Raw genomic sequence first — 24,006 nt, 5'->3', positions numbered from 1 at the left:
CGTCCCCCACCTCACGCCGCGACCCCCGCCGTACTCACCGACGCACCACCAGGGAAAGGCCCCACGAACGATGTTTGACGTCGAGTCGGACCACACGTCCGCTTCCGGCATACCCGTCACGGGCGGCCAGTCGGGCGTCTGGCTCGCCCAGCAGATCGAGCCGGACAGCACGGCCTACAACATCGTCTTCGCCCTGGAGCTGCGCGGCACCCTCGACCTCCACCGGCTCACCGCCGCCGTACGGCAGGCCGTGACCGAGGCCGAGTGCCTCCACGTCACCGTCACCTCCGCCGACGGCGGTCCCCGCCAGACCCCTGTGCCCGCAGCCGCCGACGTCACCACCGTCGACCTGCGCTCCGCCGGGGACCCCGAGCGCGCCGCCGCCGACTGGATGGCCGCCGACCGCGAGCGGCCCGTAGACCTCGCCCGCGGCCCGCTCTTCGCCCAGGCCGTACTGCGCCTCGCGGACGACCGCGTTCTCTGGTACCAGCGCTACCACCACATCACCACCGACGGCATGGGCGTCGCCCTCATCACCCGCCGCGCCGGAGAGCTCTACACCGCCGCCGCCGAGGGCCGGCAGCCCGCCGCCGTCGACTGGGCACTGCCCCGGCTCGTCGCCGCCGACCGCGACTACCGCGCCTCCGCACAGCACCAGCAGGACCGCGCCTACTGGCTCGACCGCATGGCCGGCCGCCCCGAGCCGGTCCGCCTCGTCGAGCGCGCCCCCGCGGCCATGACCCGCCGCCTGCGCCGCACCGTCGAGCTGACCGCCGACCACACCGCCCGGCTCGACACCGCCGCGCGGCGCGCGGGAGTGCGTACCTCCCGCCTCCTCGTCGCCGCCGTCGCCGCCTACCTGCACCGTACGAGCGGCGAACAGGACCTCGTGCTCGGCCTGCCCGTCGCCGCCCGCCGGGACGACGTGTCGGCCGCCGTCCCCGGCATGGTGTCGAACATCGTGCCCCTGCGCCTCACCGTCCGCCCCGGCACCACCGGAACCGAACTCCTCGGCCACACACACCGCGAGATCGCCGCCGCCGTCACCCACGGCCGCTACCGGGCCGAGGACCTGGCCCGCGAACTGGGCCTGCCCGACGGCGTGCAGGAACTGGTCGGCCCGACCGTCAACGTGCTGCCCCGCCCCGAGGACATGCGGTTCGCGGACCACACCGCCGAACTGCGCCCGGTCTGGCTGGGCCCGGTCAGCGACCTGGCCGTGAGCTTCGCCGAGGCCGACGGCGGGCGCGGCATCCGCGTGCACCTGGACGCCGACGCCGCAGCCTGCGACGAGGACGTCCTGCGGGACCACGAGCGGCGTTTCCTCACCCTGCTGGACGCGCTGGCCGACGACCCGGACCGGCCGGTCGGCCACCTCGACCTCACCTCCGCTGCGGAACGCGACCGGCTGCTCGGCGAGTTCGGCGTGTCCCCGAGCGAGTCGCCCGAGCTGAGCTGGCCCGACGCCTTCGAGCGGCAGGTGCGCCGCGCCCCCGACGCCGTCGCGCTGGTCTGCGAGGACGACGAGCTGACGTACGAGGAGCTGAACGCCGCCGCCAACCGCCTCGCCCGGATCCTCGTCGCCCGGGGCGTGCGCGCCGAGGACGTCGTCGGTGTCGCCGTGCCGCGCTCGCCCGCACTCGTCGTCTCCCTGCTGGCCGTGATGAAGGCCGGGGCGGCCTACCTGCCCCTGGACGCCGACCACCCGCAGGACCGCATCGCCTACATGCTGCACGACGCCGGAGCCCGTACCGTCGTCACCACCCGCGAGCTGTCGGCCGCGCTGCCCGGCACCCCGGGCGTCGCCCGCCTCCTGCTCGACGAACCGTCCACGGCCGACGCCCTGACCGCGCAGGACCCGTCGGACCCGGGTCTCTCCATCGGCCTGGACCGGGCCGCGTACGTCATCTACACCTCGGGCTCCACCGGCCGCCCCAAGGGCGTCGTCGTCACCCACGACGGAGTCGGCAGCCTCGTCGCCACCGCCACCGAGCGCATCGGCGTCACCGCCGACAGCCGCGTGGTGCAGTTCGCGTCGGTCGGCTTCGACGTCACCGTCTGGGACCTGATCATGTCGCTGTGCGTCGGCGGCCGGACCGTCGTCGTGCCCACCGAGCGCCGTGTCGCCGGGCCCGCCCTCACCGACTACATCGCCCGCCACCGCGCCACCCACATGATCCTGCCGCCGTCCCTCGTCTCGGCACTCCCACAGGACTGCGAACTCCCCGAGGGCGCCGTCCTGATCGTCGGCACCGAGGCCGTGCCGAGCGAACTGATCGCCCGCTGGTCCGACCGCCTCCAGGTCGTCGTCGCCTACGGCCTCACCGAGGCGACCGTCAACTCGACGCTGTGGCTCGCGGACGCCGGGCGGCCCGGACCCGCGCCCATCGGCGTGCCCGACCCCAACACCCGCACCTACGTGCTCGACTCGGCCCTGCGCCCCGTGCCGACCGGAGCCGAGGGCGAGCTGTACGTCTCCGGGCGCGGCCTCGCCCGCGGCTACCTGGGCCGCCCCGGGCTCACCGCCGAGCGGTTCGTCGCGGACCCGTACGCCGACGAGCCCGGCGCCCGCATGTACCGCACCGGCGACCGCGTCCGCTGGAGCGCCGACGGCAACCTGGAGTTCCTCGGCCGCGCCGACGGCCAGATCAAGATCCGCGGACACCGGATCGAACCCGGCGAGATCGAGAGCGCCTTCATGGCCTGCCCGGGCATCGCCCAGGCCGCCGTCCTCGTCCGCGAGGACCATCGCGAGGCCAGGCGGCTCGTGGCCTACCTGGTGCCCGAGACGGGCGTGGACGCCGACGCCGCCGTGGCCGGCGCCCGCACCCGGATCGCGGACACCCTGCCCGACTACATGGCGCCGTCCGCCCTCGTACGCCTCGACGGGCCGCTGCCGCTCACCCCCAACGGCAAGCTCGACGCCCGTGCGCTGCCGGCCCCGCAGTGGACCGCCATGGCCGGCGACGACACGCCCACCACCCCCGCCGAAACAGCGCTCGCCGCACTGTTCGCGGACGTTCTCGGGCTGCCGGCGGTCGGCGTCCACGACAGCTTCTTCGAACTCGGCGGCGACAGCATCGTCGCCATCCAGCTGGTGAACCGCGCCCGCGAGGCCGGGCTCGCGCTCACCCCGCGTGACGTGTTCCGGCACCGGACCGTCGCGGCCCTGGCCCGGGCCGCGGGGGAGGCCCGCCCGGCACCGGCCGCCCCGGCGGTGCGGCTCGACGCCGACGCCCTGCCGGTGTCCCCCCTCCAGGAGGGCTTCTTCTTCCACGCGCGGTTCGACCAGGACGCCGCCGACCTGTACGTCGTGCAGGAACTGCTGGACCTGGCGGACACGGTGGACCCGGAGCGGCTGCGCCAGGCGCTCCAGCGGCTGCTGGAGCGGCACGCCCTCCTGCGGGCCGCGTTCCGCCAGCTCCCCGGCGGGCGGGTGGTGCAGCGGCTGGCCGACCGGGTGGTGCTGCCGTGGCAGGAGGCAGACACGGCGCGGACACCGCTGGAGGAACTGCTGAGGGAGGACCGGGCCCTGGGCTTCGACCTCGCGCAGCCGCCGCTGATGCGGGCCACACTGGTGCGGGACGGGCAGCGCCGGCGGCTGCTGCTGACCCTGCACCACATCATCGCGGACGGCTGGTCGGTGTCCGTGCTGCTGCGCGAACTGAGCGCGGCCTGCCGGGGCGAGGCGCTGCCCGCCCCCGTCCCCCCGGAGCCCTACCTGGCCTGGCTCGCCGGCCGGGACCGGGACGCGGCCCGGGATGCCTGGCGGCAGGCCCTGGCCGGGCTGGACGAGCCCACCCGGCTGCCCGGCGCACTCGTCACGGACGCCGGTGCCGGTACGGCGACCGCACGGCCCGAGCACGTCGACGTCCGGCTGCCCGAGGACCTCAGCGCCGAGGTCGCCGCCTGCGCCCGGGCCCACGGCCTCACCCTCAGCACCGTCGTCCACGGCGCCTGGGCGCTGCTGCTGGGCGGCCTGACCGGCAGCCGGGACCTGGTGTTCGGCACCACGGTGTCCGGCCGCACCACCGAGGTCGACGGCCTGGACGCGGCGGTGGGCCTGTTCATCAACACCGTGCCCGCCCGCGTCACCCTGCACGCCGGGGAGAGCCTGACCGAACTGCTGCGGCGCGTCCAGGACGAGCACGCGGCCCTGCTGGACCACCAGCACCTCGGGCTCGCGGAGATCCAGCGCCTCGCGTCCGGCTCCGGCGGCGAGGAGCTGTTCGAGACCCTCGTGGTGTTCGAGAACCACCCTGGCACCGGCTCAGCCGCCGACGGGGAGTCCCCGGTCACCGGCGTGGAGGTGTACGACGCCGTCCACTATCCGCTCGCCCTGATCGTCGAGCCGCGCGACGGCCACCTGGCGCTCCGGTTCAGGTACGACGCGGCCCGGCTCGACACGTCGGCCGTGGCGGTCCTCGCCGCCCGCTTCGAGGCCCTCCTGCGCACCCTCGCCGACGATCCGGCCCGCCCGGTCGCCCGGGTCGCGCTCCTGTCCGAGCGGGAGCGCGAGCGGCTCGCCGCGCTGAACGACACCGCGCAGCCGCTGCCCGATCCGGACGCCACGCTCGCCTCCCTGTTCGCCGCCCAGGCCGCCCGGACCCCCGACGCGCCCGCCGTGGTGTGCGAGGGCACGACCCTGTCGTACGCGGAACTCGACCGGCGCGCGGAGGCCCTGGCCCGGCGGCTGCGGGCGCGCGGCGCGGGACCGGAGCAGTTCGTCGCGGTCGCGGTGCCCCGCTCGGCAGAGCTGATGGTCGCGCTGCTCGGCGTCCACAAGGCCGGCGCCGCCTACCTGCCGGTCGACCTGGACTACCCGTCCGACCGGGTCGCGTTCATGCTGGCCGACTCCGGCGCCCGCACCGTCGTCACGACGGCCGACGCGGCCGGCCGGCTGCCCGGCCTGCCGGGCCTCGACCACGTGATGGCCGACCACGACGAGGACGTGCCGGACGCGCCCGCCTCCGCCCAGGCCGGGCCCGACCACCCCGCGTACGTGATCTACACGTCCGGCTCCACCGGCCGCCCCAAGGGCGTCGCCGTCACCCACCGGGCCATCGTCAACCGCCTCGCCTGGATGCAGGCCGAGTACGGGCTCGGTCCCGACGACCGGATCCTCCAGAAGACCCCGTCCAGCTTCGACGTGTCGGTGTGGGAGTTCTTCTGGGCCCTCGTCGAGGGCGCGACCGTCGTCCTCGCCCGGCCCGACGGCCACCGCGACCCCGCCTACCTGGCCGGGCTGATCCGCGCCGAGCGCGTCACCACGATGCACTTCGTGCCGTCCATGCTGGCCGCGTTCGTCCAGGTCATGGAGGTCGCCGACCTCCCCGACTGGGCGGCGAGCCTGCGCAGGGTGTTCTGCAGCGGCGAGGCGCTCACCGGCCCGGACGCGCGGCGCTGGACCGAGCTGACCGCCCGCCACGGGCGCGGCCCGGTGCCGCTGCACAACCTGTACGGCCCCACGGAGGCCGCCGTCGACGTCACGTACTTCCCCTACGAGGGCGGCGACGGGCTCGCCGTACCGATCGGCCGCCCGGTGTGGAACACCCGCCTGTACGTGCTGGACTCCTTCCTGCGTCCCGTCCCCGACGGCGTGCCCGGCGAGCTGTACCTCGCGGGTGTCCAGCTGGCACGCGGCTACCACGACCGGCACGCCCTGACCGCCGAGCGGTTCGTGGCCGACCCGTACGGCGAGCCCGGCACCCGCATGTACCGCACCGGCGACCTGGTGCGCCGCCGCACCGACGGCGCGGTCGAGTACCTCGGCCGCACCGACCGCCAGGTGAAGATCCGCGGCAACCGGATCGAACTGGGCGAGATCGAGGCCGCGCTCGCCGCGCTTCCGGGTGTCGCCCGCGCCGCCGTCATCGTGCGGGACGGCGCACTCCTCGGATACGCGGTCCCGTCCGCCGGACCGCTGGACCAGGACGCCCTGCGCGAGGCGCTTGCCGACGTGCTGCCCGCGGCCGTGGTGCCGAGCGCGGTCCTGCCGCTCGACGCCCTGCCCCTGTCGCCCAGCGGCAAGCTCGACCAGAACGCCCTGCCGTCGCCCTCCGTCGCCCCGAGGACGGGTGGCCGGGCGCCCCGCGGCGAGCGGGAGCAGGCCCTGTGCGAGATCTTCACCACCGTCCTCGGCCTGCCGGGGATCGGCGCGGACGACGACTTCTTCGTGCTCGGCGGCGACAGCCTCACGTCGATCGCCGTCGCCACCCAGGCCCGTGAGAGAGGACTGACCATCAGCCCGCGTGACGTGTTCGAGCACCGGACGCCCGCCGCGCTCGCCGCGGCGGCCGCCGAGACGGCTCCCGAACCCGCCGCCGAGGCCCCCGCCGACGGCGTGACCGTGTCCGCCGCCGACGCGGGCCAGGCCGCCGCCGCGCTCCAGGAGATGCTCGCCCGGCAACAGCGGTCCGGCGCCGCCGTCGACCCCGCCCTCCAGGCCCTGCTGGCCCAGCTGACCGCCGCCTCGCCCGCCCCGGAGCCCCCGGCGGAACCCCCGCTGGGCGGACCGGAGCTGACGGAGGAGGAGACCGCCCGCGTGGAGGCCGCCGCCGGGCTGCCCGTCGCGGACATCTGGCCGCTGTCCCCGCTCCAGGAGGGCATGTACTTCCACGCCACCTACGACGCGGGTGACGCCCTCGACGTCTACCTCTCCCAGGAGACCCTGGACTTCGACCGCCGCCTCGACGCGGACCGGCTGCGCGCCGCCTGCCGTGCGCTGCTGGAGCGGAACACCAGCCTGCGTGCCGGGTTCACCAGCGACGGACTGCCCCAGCCCGTGCAGTTCATCGCGGACGGCGCCGGGATCCCGCTCGTCGAGACCGACCTGTCCGGCCTGTCCGCCGACGAACAGCGCACCTGCGTGGACGAGCTGCTGGCGGCCGACCGGCGGCAGCGCTTCGACCTCTCCGCGCCGCCGCTGTGCCGCCTCCAGCTCATCCGGCTCGCCGACGGCCGGGACCGGCTCGTCGTCACCCACCATCTGATCCTGTGGGACGGCTGGTCCGCGTGGCTGTTCCTGGAGGAGCTGTTCACCCTGTACGAGCGGGCCGGCGACACCACCGGACTGCCCGCCCCCGGCTCTTACCGCGACTACCTCGCCTGGCTGGACGGCCAGGACACCGAACGGGCCACCGCCGCCTGGCGCGAGGCGCTCGCCGGGATCGACGAGCCCACCCTGGTCGCCCCGGCCGGCCGCGACGCGGGCCCGGTGATCCCCGTCGACCACGACACCGTCCTCACCAGGGAGACCAGCGACCGGCTGCGCACCCTCGCCCGGCGGCACGGGCTCACCCTGAACACGGTCCTCAACGCGGCCTGGGGCATGGTCCTCTCCGCCATGACCGGCCGCGCCGACGTCACCTTCGGCACAGCGGTCGCCGGACGGCCCGCCGACGTGCCGAACGTCGCCGGCATCATCGGCATGTTCCTCAACACCGTCCCCGCCCGGGTCTCCCTCGCCCCGGACGAGCCGCTGCTCGCCCTGCTGCGCCGGATGCAGTCCGAGCGCGCCGCCGTCATGCCGTACGAGTACGTGGGCCTCGGCACCCTCCAGCAGGAGACCGGCCACCGCCGCCTCTTCGACACGCTGTTCGTGCTCCGCTCGGCCGACGGCGAGGACCGGGCCGCCGCGCTGCGGCAGCGGCACGGCATCACCGATGTGTCGAACGTGGACGGCACCCACTTCCCGCTCACCCTGATCGTCACACCCGAGACCCGGCTCCGGGTCACGCTGGCGGCCCGGCCCGACCTGTTCGACGCGGACGCGGCCATCACGATCCTCGCCCGGTTCGCACAGGTGCTGGAACGGATCGCCGCCGCCCTGGCGGCGCCGGACGGCGCCTCCGCCACGTGGGCGGGTGTGGATCTGCTGCTGCCCGCCGAGCGGCGGTCCCTGGAGGCCGGCTGGGCGGGCAGCCGCGAGCCGGTGCCGAACGAGACGATCGCCGACATGCTCGCCACGCAGGTCGCCCGCACCCCGGACGCCGTGGCGCTCGTGTTCGGTGACCGAGCCCTCACCTACGCGGAACTCGACGCGCACATCAACCGGCTCGCCCGGCTGCTGCTGGCCCGCGGCGCGGGCCCGGAGAAGGTCGTCGCACTGGCGCTGCCGCGCTCCATCGACATGGTGGCCGCGCTGTTCGCCGTACTGCGGACCGGCGCCGCGTACCTGCCGATGGACCTGGACCACCCGGCCGACCGGCTGCGGATGATGGCCGAGGACACGGGCCCGCTGTGCCTGGTGTCCACCACCGCCGTGGCCCCGGCTCTGCGCGGAGCCGGGGGCCCGGCGGCGCCCGAACTCCTCCTGGACGACGCGACCGTGGCCGCCGAGCTGGCCGCACTGTCCGGCGAGGCCGTCACGGACGCCGAACGGCCCGCGTTCGCGCACGGGACCGCGGACCGGCTGGAGCATCCCGCGTACGTCATCTACACCTCCGGCTCCACCGGCCGTCCCAAGGGCGTCGTCACCCCCTACCGGGGCCTGACGAACATGCAGCTCAACCACCAGAAGGAGATCTTCGACCCGGCCATCGCCTCGGCGGGCGGACGGCGGCTGCGCATCGCGCACACCGTTTCCTTCGCCTTCGACATGTCGTGGGAGGAGCTGCTCTGGCTGGTCGAGGGCCACGAGGTGCACGTCTGCGACGAGGAGCTGCGCCGTGACGCCGAAGCCCTGGTCGCCTACTGCGACAGGCACCGTGTCGACGTCGTGAACGTCACCCCGACCTACGCCCAGCTCCTCATCGAGGAGGGCCTGCTCGATCAGGACGAGGCAGCGGGGAAGCACCGCCCGGCCCTGGTCCTGCTCGGCGGCGAGGCCGTCTCCGACACCGTGTGGACCCGGCTGCGCGACACCGAGGGCACCTACGGCTACAACCTGTACGGGCCGACCGAGTACACCATCAACACCCTCGGCGGCTCGACCGCCGACAGCGCCTCCCCGACCGTCGGCCTGCCCATCCGCAACACCCGCGCCTACGTGCTGGACGCGATGCTGCGCCCGGTCCCGCCCGGCTGCCCCGGCGAGCTGTACATCGCCGGGACCGGCCTGGCCCGCGGCTACCACGACCGGCCGGGCCTGACCGCCGAACGGTTCGTCGCGGACCCCTTCGGGGAGCCCGGGGAGCGCATGTACCGCACCGGCGACCTCGTACGGCAGCGGCCCGACGGCCTGCTGGACTTCCTCGGCCGCACCGACGACCAGGTCAAGATCCGCGGCTACCGCGTCGAGCTGGGCGAGATCGCCACGGCCCTCTCCTCCCACGACGCGGTCGCGCACGCCGCCGTCGTCGTGAACGAGGCGACCGGGACGAAGCGGCTGGTCGGCTACTTCGTACCCGACGCGGACCAGGCCGTGGGCGACGAACTGCTCCAGGCGCTGCGCGACCACCTGAAGACGGGCCTGCCCGACTACATGGTGCCGTCGGCGCTCGTCGCGGTGGACACCCTGCCACTGACCGTGAACGGCAAGCTGGACGTACGGGCCCTGCCCGCCCCCGCCCTCCTCAGCAGTCCAGGGGGCACCGGCCGCGCCCCGCGCACGCCGCAGGAGGAGACGCTCTGCGCCCTGTTCGCGGAGGTGCTGGGCCTGCCCGGGGGCGGCGTCGGCATCGACAGCGACTTCTTCGAGCTGGGCGGCCACTCCCTGCTGGCCACCCGCCTCGTCAGCCGCGCCCGCACCGCCCTCGACGCCGAACTCGCCATCCGGGACCTGTTCGAGGCGCCGACCGTCGCGGAACTCGTCGAGCGCGTGGCCCGCTCCGGCGGCGCCGCCCGCCCGGCTCTCACCGCCGCGGAGCGGCCCGCCGAACTGCCGCTGTCCCACGCCCAGCAGCGGCTGTGGGTCGTCCAGCAGATGGAGGACACCTCCGCCGCGTACAACTTCCCGCTGGTCATGCGGCTGCGCGGCGCCCTCGATGTCGACGCGTGGAGCAGGGCCCTGGCCGATGTGACGGTCCGTCATGAGGCGCTGCGCACCGTGTTCACGGAGCGGGACGGCGAGGTCTGCCAGCGGGTGCTGCCCGCCGACGGGGCGCGGCCCGAGGTGACGTACCTCCGCGCCGACGAGGGCGAGATACCGGGCATCGTCGACGCGGCGGTCAGCCGGCCCTTCGACCTCTCCGCCGAACTGCCGCTGCGCGCGACCGTCGTGGAGCTGGCGCCGGAGGACCATGTCGTCGTCCTGCTGCTGCACCACATCACGACCGACGAGTGGTCCGACCGTCCGTTCCTGCGGGACCTGGCCACCGCTTACGAGGCCCGTGCCGCGGGCGCGGCGCCCGGCTGGGAGCCGCTGGCCGTCCAGTACGCCGACTACGCGCTGTGGCAGCAGCGGCTGCTCGGTGACCCCGCGGACAAGGAGAGCCTGGCCGCCCGCCAGCTGGAGTACTGGCGGACGGCCCTGGACGGCGCCCCGGAGGAACTGGAACTGCCCACGGACCGGCCGCGTCCGGCGCGGCCGTCCTTCTCCGGCGCCGAACTGGACATCCCGTTCGACCCCGAAGTGCACGAGGGCCTGAAGCGGCTCGCCCGGGAGACCGGCGCCAGCATGTTCATGGTGGTGCACGCCGCCGTCGCCGCCCTGCTGCACCGCCTCGGCGCCGGGACGGACATCCCGCTCGGCTCGCCCATCGCCGGGCGCGGCGACGAGGCGTTGGACGATCTGGTCGGCTTCTTCGTCAACACTCTGGTGCTGCGCACCGACCTGAGCGGAGACCCGAGCTTCACCGACCTGCTCGCCCGGGTCCGGGAGACCGACCTGGCCGCGTTCTCGCACGCGGACGTACCGTTCGAGGCGGTCGTGGAGAAGGTCAACCCGACCCGCTCACTGTCCCGGAACCCGCTGTTCCAGGTCATGGTCGGCTACCACGCCCGCACCGGCGACGGGTTCGAACTGCCTTCTCTGCGAGCCGAGTACGTGCCGTTCCGGATCGGCTCGGCCAAGTTCGACCTGGTGTTCAGCTTCACCGAGCACACCTCCGCCGACGGCGCCGGGGGATCCCTCGTCTGCCGCCTGGAGTTCGCCACCGAGCTGTTCGACCAGGAGACCGCGGAGCGGCTCGGCGAGCGGCTGCGGGCGCTGGCCGCGGCGGTCGTCGCCGCTCCCGGGCGGCCGGTGTCGGAGGTGCCGGTGCTCGCCGCCGACGAGCGGGAGCTGGTCCTGGAGGACTTCAACGCCACCGCGCGTGAGGTGGACGAGGCCACGTTCCCGGCCCTGTTCGCGCGACGGCTGGCCGAGCGGCCCGACGCGGTCGCGGTCGTCGAGCAGTCCGGCTCGGTGACGTACGCGCAGCTCGACGCCCGAGCCAACCGGCTCGCCCGGCTGCTGGCCGCTCGGGGCGTGAGGGCCGAGAGCGTGGTCGGCGTCGCCGTGCCCCGCTCGGCGGACATGGTGGCCACGGTGCTGGCCGCGCTCAAGCTGGGCGCGGCGTTCCTGCCGCTGGACCTGGTCCACCCGGGGGACCGGCTCACGTACATGATCGAGGACTCGGGCGCGGCGCTGGTCGTCGGCACCGAGCCCGTCTCCGGGAAGATCCCGGCGCTGCCGGGCGTCCCGGTCGTCCTGCTCGACGAGCCGCCGGTGGCCGCCGAGCTGGCCGCCCTGCCAGCGACGGCCCCCGGGAACGGCACGGTCCTCCTGGACCAGGCCGCCTATGTGATCTACACCTCCGGCTCGACGGGCAGGCCCAAGGGGGTCGTCGTCCCGCACGAGGGCATCTCCAGCCTGGTCGCCACCGCGGTCGACCGGATGGGCCTCGAACACGACAGCCGTGTCCTGCAGTTCGCCTCGATCGGCTTCGACGTCTTCGTCTTCGAACTGGCCATGGCGCTGTGCCACGGCGGACGGCTCGTCCTCATCACCGAAGAGGCCCGGGTCGCCGGACCGGCGCTGACCGACTTCCTCGCGGATCAGCGGATCACCCACATGATCCTCCCGCCGTCCCTGGTGTCGGCGCTGCCGCCCGGCTGCACCCTGCCCGAGGGCTCGACCGTCCTCGTCGGCACGGAGACCGTGCCGCCGGACCTGTTCGGGCGTTTCGGCACCACCGCGCACCTCATCTGCGCGTACGGCCTGACGGAGGCGACCGTCAACTCCACTCTGTGGGCCGCACGCGAGCACGGCGGCCGGCCCTCCGGCCGGGTGCCGATCGGCCGCCCGGACCCCAACACCCGCGCCTACGTGCTCGACGAGCACCTGCGGCCGGTGCCGCCCGGTGTGGCGGGCGAGCTGTACGTCTCCGGACGTGGTCTCGCCCGCGGCTACCTCGGCAGGCCGGGGCTCACGTCGGAGCGGTTCGTGGCCGACCCGTACGGCCCGCCCGGCAGCCGCATGTACCGGACCGGCGACCGCGCCCGCTGGCGCGCCGACGGGAACCTGGACTTCCTCGGCCGGGTCGACACCCAGGTGAAGGTGCGGGGCTTCCGCATCGAACTGGGCGAGATCGAGGCGGCACTGGTGTCGCACCCGTCGGTGGCCCAGGCCACCGTGCTGCCCGACCGGGACGGCGACATCGTGCGCCTGGTCGCCTACACGGTGCCCGAGGCGGGCGGGCTGGACACCCGGGAGGTGCGCGCACACGTGGCGGGCGCCCTGCCCGAGTACATGGTCCCCGCGCTGGTCGTGCCGCTGGACGGCCCGCTGCCGCTGACACCCAACGGCAAACTTGACCGCAAGGCGCTGCCCGCGCCCGACTGGTCCGCGATGACCGGCGACGCGGCCCCGGCGACCGGCACCCAGGCGAGGCTGGCGGACCTGTTCTGCGAGATCCTCAGGCTGGACCGGGTCGGCGTCCACGACAACTTCTTCGCGCTGGGCGGCCACTCCATGGCGTCGATGCGGCTCCTGGGCCGGATCCGCGCCGAGTTCGGGGTGGAGCTGAGCATCCGTGACGTGTTCGACGCACTGACCGTGGCCGGGCTCGCGGGCAAGCTGGAGGGTGCGGGGCGGGCCCGCCCCGCACTGCGCGCCGGCGAGCGGGAGCCGGGCCTGCCGGTGGCGGCGCCGGTCCAGCGCCGGCAGTGGGACGGCTACCGGCGCGCGCCGCGCTTCGACCACGCTCTGGTGCTGCGCGCGACGGCCGGCGGTGTGGACGCCGAGGCCCTGTCGGCCGCGCTGGCCGATGTGGTGAACCGCCATGAGCCGCTGCGTACGGCGTTCGCGGAGCGGGACGGCCGGGTATGGCACCAGGCCGTGGAGGGTCCGGCCCTCACCGTGCAGCGGTGCGCGGACCTGGACGCCCGGCTGGCCGAGCTGGCCGGACAGACGCCCGACCTGGAGCGGGAGGCCCCGCTGCGGGCCCACCTGCTGACGGCGCCGGACGGGACGCAGGCGATGCTGCTGGCCATGCACTACCTGGCGGTCGACGAGTGGTCGGTGGTCCCGCTGTTCCGGGACCTGACGGCGGCGTACGCGGCCCGGGTCTCCGGCACGGCACCCGCCTGGGAGCCGCTGCCCGTCACGTACACCGACTACGCGGGCTGGGCCCGCCGGGTCCTGGGCGACCTGGACGATCCGGAGAGCCGGGGCGGGAAGCAGCTCGCGTACTGGAGGCGGGCGCTGAAGGGTGCGCCGCCGGTGCCCTCGCTGCCGACGGACGGCGGCGCACGGCCCGGCGTCGGGCATGTGGGCTTCGTCCTGGACGAGAAGCTCCACGCCGCGGTCGACGACCTGGCCCGGGCGACCGGCACCAGCATGTTCATGGTGCTGCACTCCGCGCTGGCGGCGGTGCTCACCGCCCGGGGCGCGGGAACCGATCTTCCGATCGGTACGATGGTCGCCGGCCGCGCCGACGACCAGCTGGCCGACCTGGTGGGCTGCTTCTTCAACACCGTGGTGCTGCGCACCGACACGGCGGGCGACCCGACGTTCGCGGAACTGCTGGCACGGGTCCGGGAGACGACACTGAGCGCCCTGGACCGCCAGGAGGTCCCGTTCGAGGAGGTGGTGAAGGCCGCCGGGCTCGCCCCCGAGGGCCCGCAGGTCATGGTCGTCCACCATGAACAGGCGGACCTGGAACAGCTTGAGGGCGGCATCGGCTCCCTGGAGGCCGTACCGACGGGCGCCGTCCGTGCCCGGCTGACCCTCAGCTTCTACGAGCCGCGCGGCGACGGCCCCGTCCACTGCGGGCTGATCCACGCGACGGACCTGCTGAGCGAGGCCGGGGCCAGGCGACTGGCCGACGAAATTCTGAGGCTGCTGCACACCGTGGCGGCCGAACCCGAACTGCGGCTGACCGCGATTTCCACAAGGAGTGACACCGAATGAGCACGAACCCGTTCGAGGACCCGCAGGGGACGTTCCTGGTCCTGGTCAACGACGAGAACCAGCACTCGCTCTGGCCGTCCTTCGCGGAGGTTCCCGCCGGGTGGCGCACGGCCTTCGGCCCGGAGCCGCGGGAGGCCTGCCTGGAGTACGTCGAGTCCCACTGGACCGACCTCCGGCCGGCCAGCCTGACAGCCGCGCAGTCCTGACACCCGCGCCCCGCACGCCGCCGCCCGTGGAGATCATTCTCCACGGGCGACGGCGTGTGTGCGTGTACGGGTCAGTAGTGGTAGCGGGCCTTGAGGATCTTGACTTCCTTCTCGTCCACCCGGTAGACGAGCCGGTGCTCGTCGTCGATGCGGCGCGACCAGTAGCCGGACAGGCCGTCCTTCAGGGGCTCGGGCTTGCCGATGCCGGTGAAGGGGGTGCGCTGGATCTCGCCGATCATCCGGGCGATCCTGCGGGCGACCTTGCGGTCCGAGGCCATCCAGAACAGGAAGTCCTCCCAGCCCGCCGGGTCGAAGTGGACGCTCCTCACTCGTCACCCACCATGGCTTGCAGCTCCTCCATCGTCCTGGTGACCGTGGGCGCCCCGGCGCGGTCACGGGCGACGGCCTCCATCAGGCGACGTGCGTTCTCGGGGGAGCGCAGCAGATAGACGGTCTCCTGCCAGGAGTCGTAGTCCTCGGCGGACATCAGGACGGCGTCACCGCTCTTGGAGCTGATGCGCACCGGTACGTGGTCGTCGTTGACGCGCTTGATCAGCGGGAAGAGGTCCTTGCGGGCCTCGCTGGCGCTTATGGTCATGAGCGGCACCTCTTTCCGAGTCGTACGGAAAAACGGTACCAGTGTCGTACGAATTTCGGGTACCAGTGGAGAGGGCTGCTCCGTGGCCGGGCAGGACAAGGCCCCCGCCGGGTTCGGGGCGGGGGCCTTGGAGGCGGGGCGCAGCCCCGTGGGTGGGCTACGCCGGCACAGCCGGTTCGCGGCGGCTGGCCGACCACGCGGACCACAGTTCCGCGTACCGCCCGCCCGCGGCGACCAGTCCGTCATGCGTCCCGGTCTCCACCACACGGCCCCGGTCCAGCACGACCACACGGTCCGCCGTGGCGGCCTGGGGAAGGCGGTGCGCCACCATCAGGCCCGTGCGTCCTTCCAGGGCGCGCAGTGCGGCGGTCTCCAGGACCCGCGCCCCCGCACTGCCCGCGTCCGCCGTCGCCTCGTCCAGGATCGCGACAGGCGGATCGGTCAGCACCAGCCGCGCCAGCGCCAGATGCTGCGCCTGGGTCACCGTCAGCCGGTGACCGCCCTCGCCCACGACCGTCGCCGTCCCCTCGGGCAGCGCGTCCACCCACTCCAGCGCCCCGACGCGGTCCAGCGCCGCGCGCAGTTCCTCGTCGGTCGCCTCGGGGCGGGCCAGCCGCAGGTCCTCGGCCAGCGGGCCGGCGAACACATGGACCTCCTGGCTGATCAGGGTCACCGCCCGGCGGACGCCTGAGGGGCCCAGCTCCCTCGCGTCCACCCCGCCCAGGGAGATCGAGCCGCGCGACGGCTCGTGCACGCCCGCGATCAGCTTCGCCAGCGTGGTCTTGCCCGCGCCGCTCGCACCGACCAGCGCGACCCGTTCCCCCGCCCGTACCTCCAGGTCGACTCCGCGCAGCACCGGATGGCCGTCCACGTACGCGTGACCCAGGCCCGACACCTTCACGGATCCGTCCGCCGGCACCGTCCGCCGCTCCGGCTCCCGCTCCGAGGGCAGCCCCGACACGCCCACCAGCCGCGCCAGGCTCGCCCCGGCCGACTGGGCGTCGTCGATCAGGAACAGCGCGGCGTTGATCGGGTTGAACAGCCCGTGGAAGTACAGCGCCGCCGCGGTCGCCGTGCCGATGCTCACCGCCCCGGCGTCGACCAGCAGGAAGCCGGTCACGAGGATCGAGGCCATGCCGATGAACTCGGCCACGTTCAGACGGGAGAAGAAGCCCGACACCAGCCGCATTCCGCGCGCCGCCAGGTCCACGGCCTCGCCCGACCGCCGCTCGAGCTGCTCCGCGTGACGCCCGCCCAGGCGGAACGCCCGCACCGTACGCACCCCGCCGACACTGTCGAGGAGCTGGTGCTGGAGCGCGCCGGTCGCCACCCGGTGCGCCGCGTAGACCGTCGCGGCGCGCGGGATGTACCAGCGCACGGTCAGCACGTGCACCGGCACCGCGACCAGCACGGCTGCCAGGAACCGCCAGTCGAGGACCGCGAGGCCCGCCAGGGTCAGGACGATGGTGAGGAACGCGCTGGTGAACTCGGGCAGCGCCTGCCGCACCGCCTTCGCGATGAGCGTCACATCGCCCGTCACCCGGGACGTCAGGTCGCCCGATCCGGCCTTCTCGACCCGCTCCAGGGGCAGCCGCAGCGCCCGCGCGATGAACCGCTCCCGCAGGTCCGCGAGGACGGTCTCGCCGAGCCGTGCCACCAGGGACTTGCCGATCGCCGTCGCGACGCCCCGGGCCACGGCCACCGTGAGCAGCAGCACCATCGGCACGGTCAGCGCCGCCGCGCCCTTCCGCCCCACCACCAGGTCGACGACATGTCCCAGCAGCGGGGCCGTCAGCAGCCCGATGCCGGTGCCGACGACCAGCACGCTCACCGCGCCCGCCGTCAGCATCCGGTGACGGCGCAGCAGGCCCCGTACGACCGAGAAGGTCTCGGCACCGGTGGCCGTGGGCAGCAGCTCACGCTCGGCCGCGGCGGCTCCGCTCGGTTCGCTCATCGGGGTCAGTCCCTCTTCGTCCTTCGCCTGCGCGGCTGCGTCTGTGCGGTCGTACGGATCCGTCATGCCAGCACCGCCGAACGGTACGTCTCGTGGGCGGCGACCAGGTCCGGATGGCTGCCCTCAGCCGTCACCGCGCCGTCCTCCAGCATCAGCACCCGGTCCGCGCCGGCGAGCAGCGCGGGGCTGGTGGTGACGAGGAGCGTCGTGCGGCCCCGCCGCAGCTCCCGCAGGCGTGCGGAGATTCGGGCCTCGGTGACCGTGTCCACGGCGGTCGTCGGGTCGTGCACGACCAGCACCGGCGGATCGGCCGCCAGTGCCCGGGCGAGGGCCACGCGCTGGCGCTGGCCGCCGGACAGGGACCGGCCGCGCTCGGTGAGGACGGTGTCCACGCCCTGCGGGAGAGCGTGCGCGACATCGTCCGCCGCCGAGGCCGCCAGCGCGGGCGCGATGTCCACGGAGTCCCCGGAACCGTGTGCTCCGGCCCGGACGTTGTCCCGCAGACTGCTCTCGAACAGGTCGGCGTCATGGTGGGCGACCAGGATCGCGCGCCGCACGTCACCGGGGTCGAGGTCTCGCAGCCGTACTCCGTCCAGCTCGACGGTCCCCTCGGCGGGGTCGAGTTCGCGGCCCAGACACAGCAGAAGGTCGTTCGCCGCGGCCGGGTCCCTGGCGACCACTCCGACCAGGCTGCCGGGCGCGATGTCCAGGTCCACGCCGCGCAGCGCGCCCTGCGCGACCCCGCGCAGCCGCAGCCGCCCGGCCACCGGCTCGGGCAGCGCGGCTGCCCCCGCCGTGACGGAGGGCGGGGAGGCCAGCACCTCCGCGATCCGGTCGGCGGAGGCACGGCCCTGCGCGAACTCCCCGTTCACATACGTGAGGAGCTGGAACGGGCCGAGCAGATACTGGGCCAGGCCCACCGCCGCCACCAGGTCGCCCACGCTGATCGAGCCGCGCATCGCCAGATGGGCGCCGACCAGGCCGATGACGGCGATGAAGATGCCGGTCAGGGCGAGGATGGCCCCGTCGTGCCAGGCCCGGCTGCCGGCCGCCCGCAGCGCGGCGGCCAGCGAGGTGCGGCTGGTGCCCCGGTAGCGGGCGACCGCCGCGGGTTCGGCGCCGATTCCCTTCAGGACGCGCAGCCCGGACACCAGGTCGGCGGCGACTCCCGAGGCGTGCGCAGCATGCTCCTGCTCGGCCTCGCTGCGCCGTTCCAGCGGGCGGCTGATCCGGTGACCGATCCACAGCAGCGGCGGCACACCGAGCAGCACGAGCAGGCCGAGCGGCACCGAGATGCGGAGCAGCGCGACGGCACTGATGGCCAGTCCGGCGACCGCCGACATCGCGTAGGGCAGCGCGGAGGCGACCGAGCCCACCCGGCGGGCGTCCCCGGTCGCGACGGCGGTCAGCGCACCGGGCAGCCGCCCCGCGTCGGCGCCGCCGCGCGGGTCGAGCACCCGGGCACCCAGGTCGAGCCGGACACGGTGAGCGGCCCGCTCGCCGGCCCCCTCGGTGAGCCGCGCCGAGTTCCGGTAGCAGGTGGACAGGATCAGGAACAGCACGGCCAGGACGAGCAGCCAGCGCAGCAGGGCCCCGGACGAACCGGTCGCCACCGCCTCGTCGATGACGAGTCCGATGACGACCGGGACGAGGGCTTCGCACCCCTGGTGGGCCATGCCGAGGAGCGATGCTCCGGCGATCCGGCGGCTTTGGTCACCGATCGCTCTCCGGAGGACGCCGCCCCCCGTCACTCCGCCATCGGGCATGCGGTGCCTCCACAAGAACAGGGTTGGTAGTTAGGTAAGCCTACCTTAATCAAAATGCACGCCAAGGGTTCGCGGGGGTCCCGCGTTGACCTGCTCGCGGATGTACGGTTAGCCTCACCTAAGTTGTATCTCGCGCCGTAGGTGAACCGCCGCCAGGGGGAGTTGTCGTTGTCGGTCGAAGCCCAGGCGGCCCCCGCCGCACCAACGGCACGCCCGGCCGCTGTGGCCTGGCGCGGCCTCGGCCTGCTGGTCCCGCTCGCCGCGCTCGTCCTCGTGTCGCTCACCAGCATCTGGATCGGCACCAGGGGCATCCCGTTCACCCAGACCTGGGACCTCCTCTGGCACCCCGACGCGTCCGAGAATTCCACCGTCATCCACGACTACCGCGTCCCCCGCACGCTCCTCGGCCTCCTGGTCGGGCTGGCCCTCGGCCTGTCCGGCGCCCTGATGCAGGCCCTGACCCGCAACCCGCTGGCGGACCCCGGCATGCTCGGCGTCAACCTCGGCGCCTCCGCCGGAGTGGTGGTCGCCATCTCCTTCCTCGGCATCGCGACTCCCCTCGGCTACGTCTGGTTCGCGCTCGTCGGCGCCGCCGCCGCGTCCGTGGGCGTGTTCCTGCTCGGCTCCTCCGGCCGGAAACTCGCCACCCCCGAACGGCTCGTCGTCGCGGGCGCCGCCGTGACCGCCGTGCTGTACGCCTTCAACTGGGCTGTCCTGCTGATGGACCCCGAGGCGTTCGACGCGTTCCGCTTCTGGACGGTCGGCTCCCTCGCGGGCCGCTACTACGACATCGTGCTCATGGCCCTGCCGTTCATCGCCACGGGCCTCCTCATCGCCCTGCTCCTCGCCCCGTCCCTGAACGCCCTCGCCATGGGCGACCAGGTGGGGCGCGCCCTGGGTGTGAACGTCGGCCGGACCCGCGCCGCCGGAGCCCTCGCCGTGATGCTGCTGTGCGGCGCGGCCACCGCCGCCGCCGGACCGATCGGCTTCGTCGGCCTCGCCGTGCCGCATGTCGCCCGGTTCGTCGTCGGATCCGACCAGCGCTGGGTGTTCGCGTACTCGATGCTGCTCGCACCGGTCCTGCTCATCGGCTCGGACGTGCTGGGCCGCGTGCTCGGCGCGCCCGGCGAGGTGCAGGTCGGGATCGTCACCGCGTTCCTCGGCGCCCCCCTGTTCATCGCGCTGTGCCGCCGCCGAAAGCTGGTCATGCTGTGACTGCCGTACGGGAGGAGAACGCCTCCGTCTCCGAGAAGCACGGCCCGGTCCCGCCACGCGTCGTCAGCGGCCGGGTCCTGCGCACCCGCTCGGGCGCCGTCTCGCTGCGCGTCCAGGGCCGGGCCGTCGTCATCACCGCCGCCCTGGCCGCCGTTCTCGTCGCCGTCATGGGCGTCACCCTGGCCACCGGCGACATCGACCTGTCCGCCGGTGAGGTCCTCCAGGCCCTCACCGGCAGCGGGTCGCCGATCGCGGACTTCGTCGTCAACACCCTGCGCATGCCGCGCCTGGTGACCGCGCTCTGCGTCGGCGCGGCACTCGCCGTGAGCGGTGCCATCCTGCAGAGCCTCACCGGCAACCCGCTGGGCAGCCCCGACATCATCGGCTTCACCAACGGCTCCGCCGTGGGCGCCCTGGTCGTCATCATCCTGCTGCACGGCAGCATGACCCAGATCGCGCTCGGCGCCCTCGTCGGCGGCCTCGCCACCGCCCTCGCCGTCCACCTCCTCATGATCGGCCGGGGCCTCCAGGGCTTCCGTCTGGTCGTCATCGGCATCGGCGTCAGCGCGCTGCTCCTCGCCGTCAACTCGTACCTGATCACCAGGGCCACCTTCCAGGAGGCCCTGGAGGCGCAGGCCTGGCTGATCGGCAGCCTCGGCAACCGGCTGTGGCTGCACGCCGCCGCCATCGGCACCGCCGTCGCCGTGCTGCTGCCGCTCGCGTTCCTCCTGTCCCGGCGCCTGTCGATGGTCGAGATGGGCGACACCACGGCCATGGCGCTCGGCGTCGACGTGTCCCGCACCCGCACGGCCCTGCTCGTCATCAGCGTCGCCCTGGCCGCCTTCGCCACCGCCGTCACCGGCCCCATCTGGTTCGTCGCCCTGGCCGCGCCCCAGGTCGCCCGCACCCTCACCCGTTCCGCCGGACCCGCGCTGCTGCCGTCAGCCCTGACGGGCGCGCTCATGCTCGCGCTGAGCGACCTCGCCGTGCAGCGTCTCTTCGCCCCCGCGCTGCTCCCGGTCGGCACGGCGACCGGCTGCGTCGGCGGGCTGTACCTCATCTGGCTGCTGATCTCCGAGTCGCGAAAGAGCCGCGCATGACTGGAACGCCCACCCCCGAATCCCGGCTGCGCGCCGAGAGCCTGACGCTGTCGTACGACCAGCGGAGCGTCGCGCAGGACCTCAGCGTCGCCATCCCCGACCACTCCTTCACGGTGATCATCGGGCCGAACGCCTGCGGCAAGTCCACGCTCCTCAAGGCCCTGGCGCGGATGCTGAAACCGCAAGCCGGACAGGTCTACCTGGACGGCGCCGCCATCTCCTCGTACCGCTCCCGCGAGGTCGCCCGCCGCCTCGGACTCCTCCCGCAGTCCTCCACCGCGCCCGGCGGCATCACCGTCGGGGACCTCGTGGCCCGTGGCCGCTACCCGCACCAGCGGCTGCTCAGGCAGTGGTCCGCCGAGGACGAGACCGCCGTGGCCGACGCCATGCGGCAGACGGGTGTCCTCGAACTCGCGGACCGTCCCGTCGACGACCTCTCCGGCGGGCAGCGGCAGCGCGTCTGGCTGTCCATGGTGCTGGCCCAGCAGACCTCTGTCCTGCTGCTCGACGAGCCCACGACCTACCTCGACATCGCCCACCAGGTCGAGGTGCTCGACCTGTGCGCCCGGCTGCACTCGGAGCAGGGTCACACGGTCGTCGCGGTCCTCCACGACCTCAACCAGGCCTGCCGGTACGCCACTCACCTGATCGTGATGCGCCCCGGCGGCGTCGTCGCGGCGCAGGGCGCCCCGGCGGGCGTCATGACGGCGGAGCTGGTCGAGGACGTGTTCGGCCTGCCCTGCCGGATCATCCCGGACCCGGAGACGGGCACCCCCCTGATGGTCCCGGCCGCGCCCAGGCGGTACGCCGCAGCGGAGTCCCCCGCCCCGTCCCTCGCCGAGGCCGGGGGCTCCGCTCCCAGATCCCCCGTCCGGGCCTGAACGGGTCCCGCCCCCGAGCAGCGGGCGGGGCCGGCGTGTGCTCCCGGCGCTCCGCCTCGGGCTCCGGAGCGCCCGGCGGCGCCCGTCCCCGAACCCCGGACGGGCCGGGGCTTCCGCTCCTCCCGTACCGGGAGGGGCGCGGGGACCGGTGGGGGCGGCACCCCGAACGGGCAAGGGCGGGACGGGAAGAAGACACCACCGACGGACGGACGCCCATGCTCTGCACCAGGCTCACCAACGCCCGCATCCTCACGATGGACCCGCGCCACCCGGTGGCCCACGACCTCGGCATCTGGCACGGCCGGATCGTCGGGCTCGACGACACCGTCACAGGCCTCCCCGCCCGCGAGGTCGTCGACCTCCAAGGCGCCACCGTGCTCCCTGGTTTCATCGACAGTCACGTCCACCTCGCCTGGGCCGGGCTCAAGGCGGGCAGCCCCAGTGTCGCGCCCTGCGAGAACGCCGACGACGTCCTCGCGGTCGTCGACGAGGCCACCTCCCGCAAGGCCCCCGGCAGTTGGGTGGACCTCGGCGGATACGACCAGCGGGCACTGGGACGCCATCTCACCGCCGCAGAGCTGGACCGGGTCGGCCGCGGCCGCAAGGTGTTCCTGATGCACGACTCGGGGCACGCCTGCGTCGTCAACAGCGCGGTCCTGGACCTGCTACCGGCCGAGGTGCCGCACGAGGACGGCGTCCTGGTGGAGAGCGCCATGAGCGCCGTCCGGAGGCTCCGGCTGCCCTACTCGCAGGAGGAGCTGGCCGACGCCATCGAGCACGCGGGCCGCGTCTGCCTGGCCGAGGGCGTGACCGCCTGCGCGGAGGCAGGAGTCGGCGGCGGTCTGCTGGGCCACAGCCCCGTCGAGCTGGGCGCCTACCAGCTACTGCGGGACCGGGGCCGCCTGCCGCTGCGGGTCCAGCTCATGGCCGCCGCCGACACCCTGCGCCCACGCGACGCGCACCACGCGGACGGGATCCCGCGGGCGCTGGACCTCGGGCTGCGGACCGGGTTCGGGGACGACTGGCTGTCCGTCGGCGCGCTGAAGGTCTACACCGACGGCGGCATGATGGCCCGCACGGCCGCGCTGACCTCTCCGTACGAGGGTACGAGCCACACCGGGCAGCTCCAGGACGACCCGGGGCGGCTCACCGAACTGATCGTGGACGGCCACCTCGCCGGATGGCAGCTCGCCGTCCACGCCATCGGGGACCGCGCCGCCGACCTCGCCCTCGACGCCCTGGAGCGGGCCCAGCGGCTGAGGTCCCGCCCGGACGCCCGTCACCGGATCGAACACGCCGGGCTCATCCGGCCCGACCAGCTGCCGCGCTTCGCCCGACTCGGCGTCAGCGCCGTCGTCCAGCCCGCGTTCCTGCACTCCTTCGGCGACGACTACGCGGCGGTCATGGGCCCCGAGCGGGCGCCCTGGATGTACCGGGGCCGGGGGTTCCTCGACCACGGCGTCCCCCTGGTCGGCAGCTCCGACCGGCCGGTGACCGACGGAGCTCCGCTGCGGGCCGTCCAGTTCATGGTCGAACGGGCCTCCTCCTCGGGCCGGCCGATCGGGCCCGACGAGGCCGTCACCGTCGACGAGGCGCTGTACGCGTACACCGTCGCCGGAGCCGCCGCCTGCCGCTGGGACGACAGCGCGGGCTCCCTCGCCCCCGGGAAGCGCGCCGACCTCGTCGTCCTGGGCGACGACCCGCGCCGCGTCGACACCTCCCGGATCGCGGACATCGAGGTCGTCACCACGTTCGTGGACGGCCGTGACACGAAGGAAGGCCGGAAGCTGTGAGCGGCTCCCCGACGGCGGCGGACACACCGGACGGGCCGGGGTCCCCGCGGCGGCCGGCACTCACCCCGGCCCGCCGGGGCGTCCGGCACAGCGCCGACGGAACGTCGGTCCGCGACCGGGAACCCGGCCGCGCCACGCCGGTGGGCGGCACGGAGCCGCGCGAGGTGCCGCGCCGGACGCGCGACGCCGGTGCCGGAGTACGCCCACAGTCCGGGGCG

Annotated in this window: 10 protein-coding genes and 1 pseudogene; 7 read left to right on the top strand and 4 right to left on the bottom strand. The window is 74.2% G+C overall.

What is annotated here, in order from left to right; genetic code table 11:
• The first annotated feature begins 70 nt into the window (after positions 1-70).
• A complete protein-coding gene (locus tag I3F58_RS20475; RefSeq protein WP_240110111.1) occupies positions 71-14,275 on the top strand; it encodes a non-ribosomal peptide synthetase in 14,205 nt (4,734 codons plus the stop codon).
• On the top strand, positions 14,272-14,481 hold the full coding sequence (locus I3F58_RS20470; RefSeq protein WP_240110110.1) for an MbtH family protein: 210 nt from the start codon (positions 14,272-14,274) through the stop codon (positions 14,479-14,481). Before I3F58_RS20475 ends, I3F58_RS20470 begins: the two co-directional genes overlap by 4 nt.
• Before the next feature lie 71 nt (positions 14,482-14,552).
• Here I3F58_RS20470 and I3F58_RS20465 read toward each other — a convergent pair whose 3' ends face one another.
• The 4 genes from I3F58_RS20465 to I3F58_RS20450 all read right to left on the bottom strand — a co-directional run bounded on the left by I3F58_RS20465 (position 14,553) and on the right by I3F58_RS20450 (position 18,799).
• Positions 14,553-14,810 carry a Txe/YoeB family addiction module toxin gene (locus I3F58_RS20465; RefSeq protein ID WP_308355045.1) on the bottom strand — a complete coding sequence of 86 codons (258 nt, stop codon included), beginning with the start codon at positions 14,808-14,810 and terminating at the stop codon, positions 14,553-14,555.
• A complete protein-coding gene (locus I3F58_RS20460; RefSeq protein ID WP_240110109.1) occupies positions 14,807-15,079 on the bottom strand; it encodes a type II toxin-antitoxin system Phd/YefM family antitoxin in 273 nt (90 codons plus the stop codon). The genes I3F58_RS20465 and I3F58_RS20460 overlap by 4 nt, the downstream gene beginning before the upstream one ends.
• 157 nt (positions 15,080-15,236) lie before the next feature.
• Positions 15,237-17,099 carry an ABC transporter ATP-binding protein gene (locus tag I3F58_RS20455; protein ID WP_374208009.1) on the bottom strand — a complete coding sequence of 621 codons (1,863 nt, stop codon included), beginning with the start codon at positions 17,097-17,099 and terminating at the stop codon, positions 15,237-15,239.
• Positions 17,096-18,799, bottom strand: a complete 1,704-nt coding sequence (locus tag I3F58_RS20450) for an ABC transporter ATP-binding protein (protein WP_240110108.1) — start codon at positions 18,797-18,799, stop codon at positions 17,096-17,098. Before I3F58_RS20450 ends, I3F58_RS20455 begins: the two co-directional genes overlap by 4 nt.
• Before the next feature lie 168 nt (positions 18,800-18,967).
• On the opposite strand from I3F58_RS20450, the gene I3F58_RS20445 reads away from it, so the two are divergent.
• The 5 genes and pseudogenes from I3F58_RS20445 to I3F58_RS20425 all read left to right on the top strand — a co-directional run.
• The gene (locus tag I3F58_RS20445) at positions 18,968-20,014 is read left to right on the top strand and encodes an iron ABC transporter permease (protein WP_240110107.1); all 1,047 of its coding nucleotides are present in this window, start codon (positions 18,968-18,970) and stop codon (positions 20,012-20,014) included.
• On the top strand, positions 20,011-21,114 hold the full coding sequence (locus I3F58_RS20440; protein ID WP_240110106.1) for an iron chelate uptake ABC transporter family permease subunit: 1,104 nt from the start codon (positions 20,011-20,013) through the stop codon (positions 21,112-21,114). Before I3F58_RS20445 ends, I3F58_RS20440 begins: the two co-directional genes overlap by 4 nt.
• Positions 21,111-21,995, top strand: coding sequence for an ABC transporter ATP-binding protein (locus I3F58_RS20435; RefSeq protein ID WP_240110105.1), 885 nt, complete (start codon positions 21,111-21,113; stop codon positions 21,993-21,995). The genes I3F58_RS20440 and I3F58_RS20435 overlap by 4 nt, the downstream gene beginning before the upstream one ends.
• A gap of 215 nt (positions 21,996-22,210) precedes the next feature.
• Complete coding sequence (locus I3F58_RS20430; RefSeq protein ID WP_240110104.1) at positions 22,211-23,788, top strand: amidohydrolase; 1,578 nt, start codon at positions 22,211-22,213, stop codon at positions 23,786-23,788.
• Positions 23,785-24,006, top strand: a pseudogene (locus tag I3F58_RS20425) (hypothetical protein); the annotation flags it as partial. The gene I3F58_RS20430 and the pseudogene I3F58_RS20425, both read left to right, overlap by 4 nt.

This window comes from Streptomyces sp. MUM 203J, from assembly GCF_022414595.1.
Classification (GTDB): Bacteria; Actinomycetota; Actinomycetes; order Streptomycetales; family Streptomycetaceae; genus Streptomyces.
Note: the sequence above shows the minus strand (reverse complement) of the source record. Positions and strands in the feature narration are given on the sequence as shown.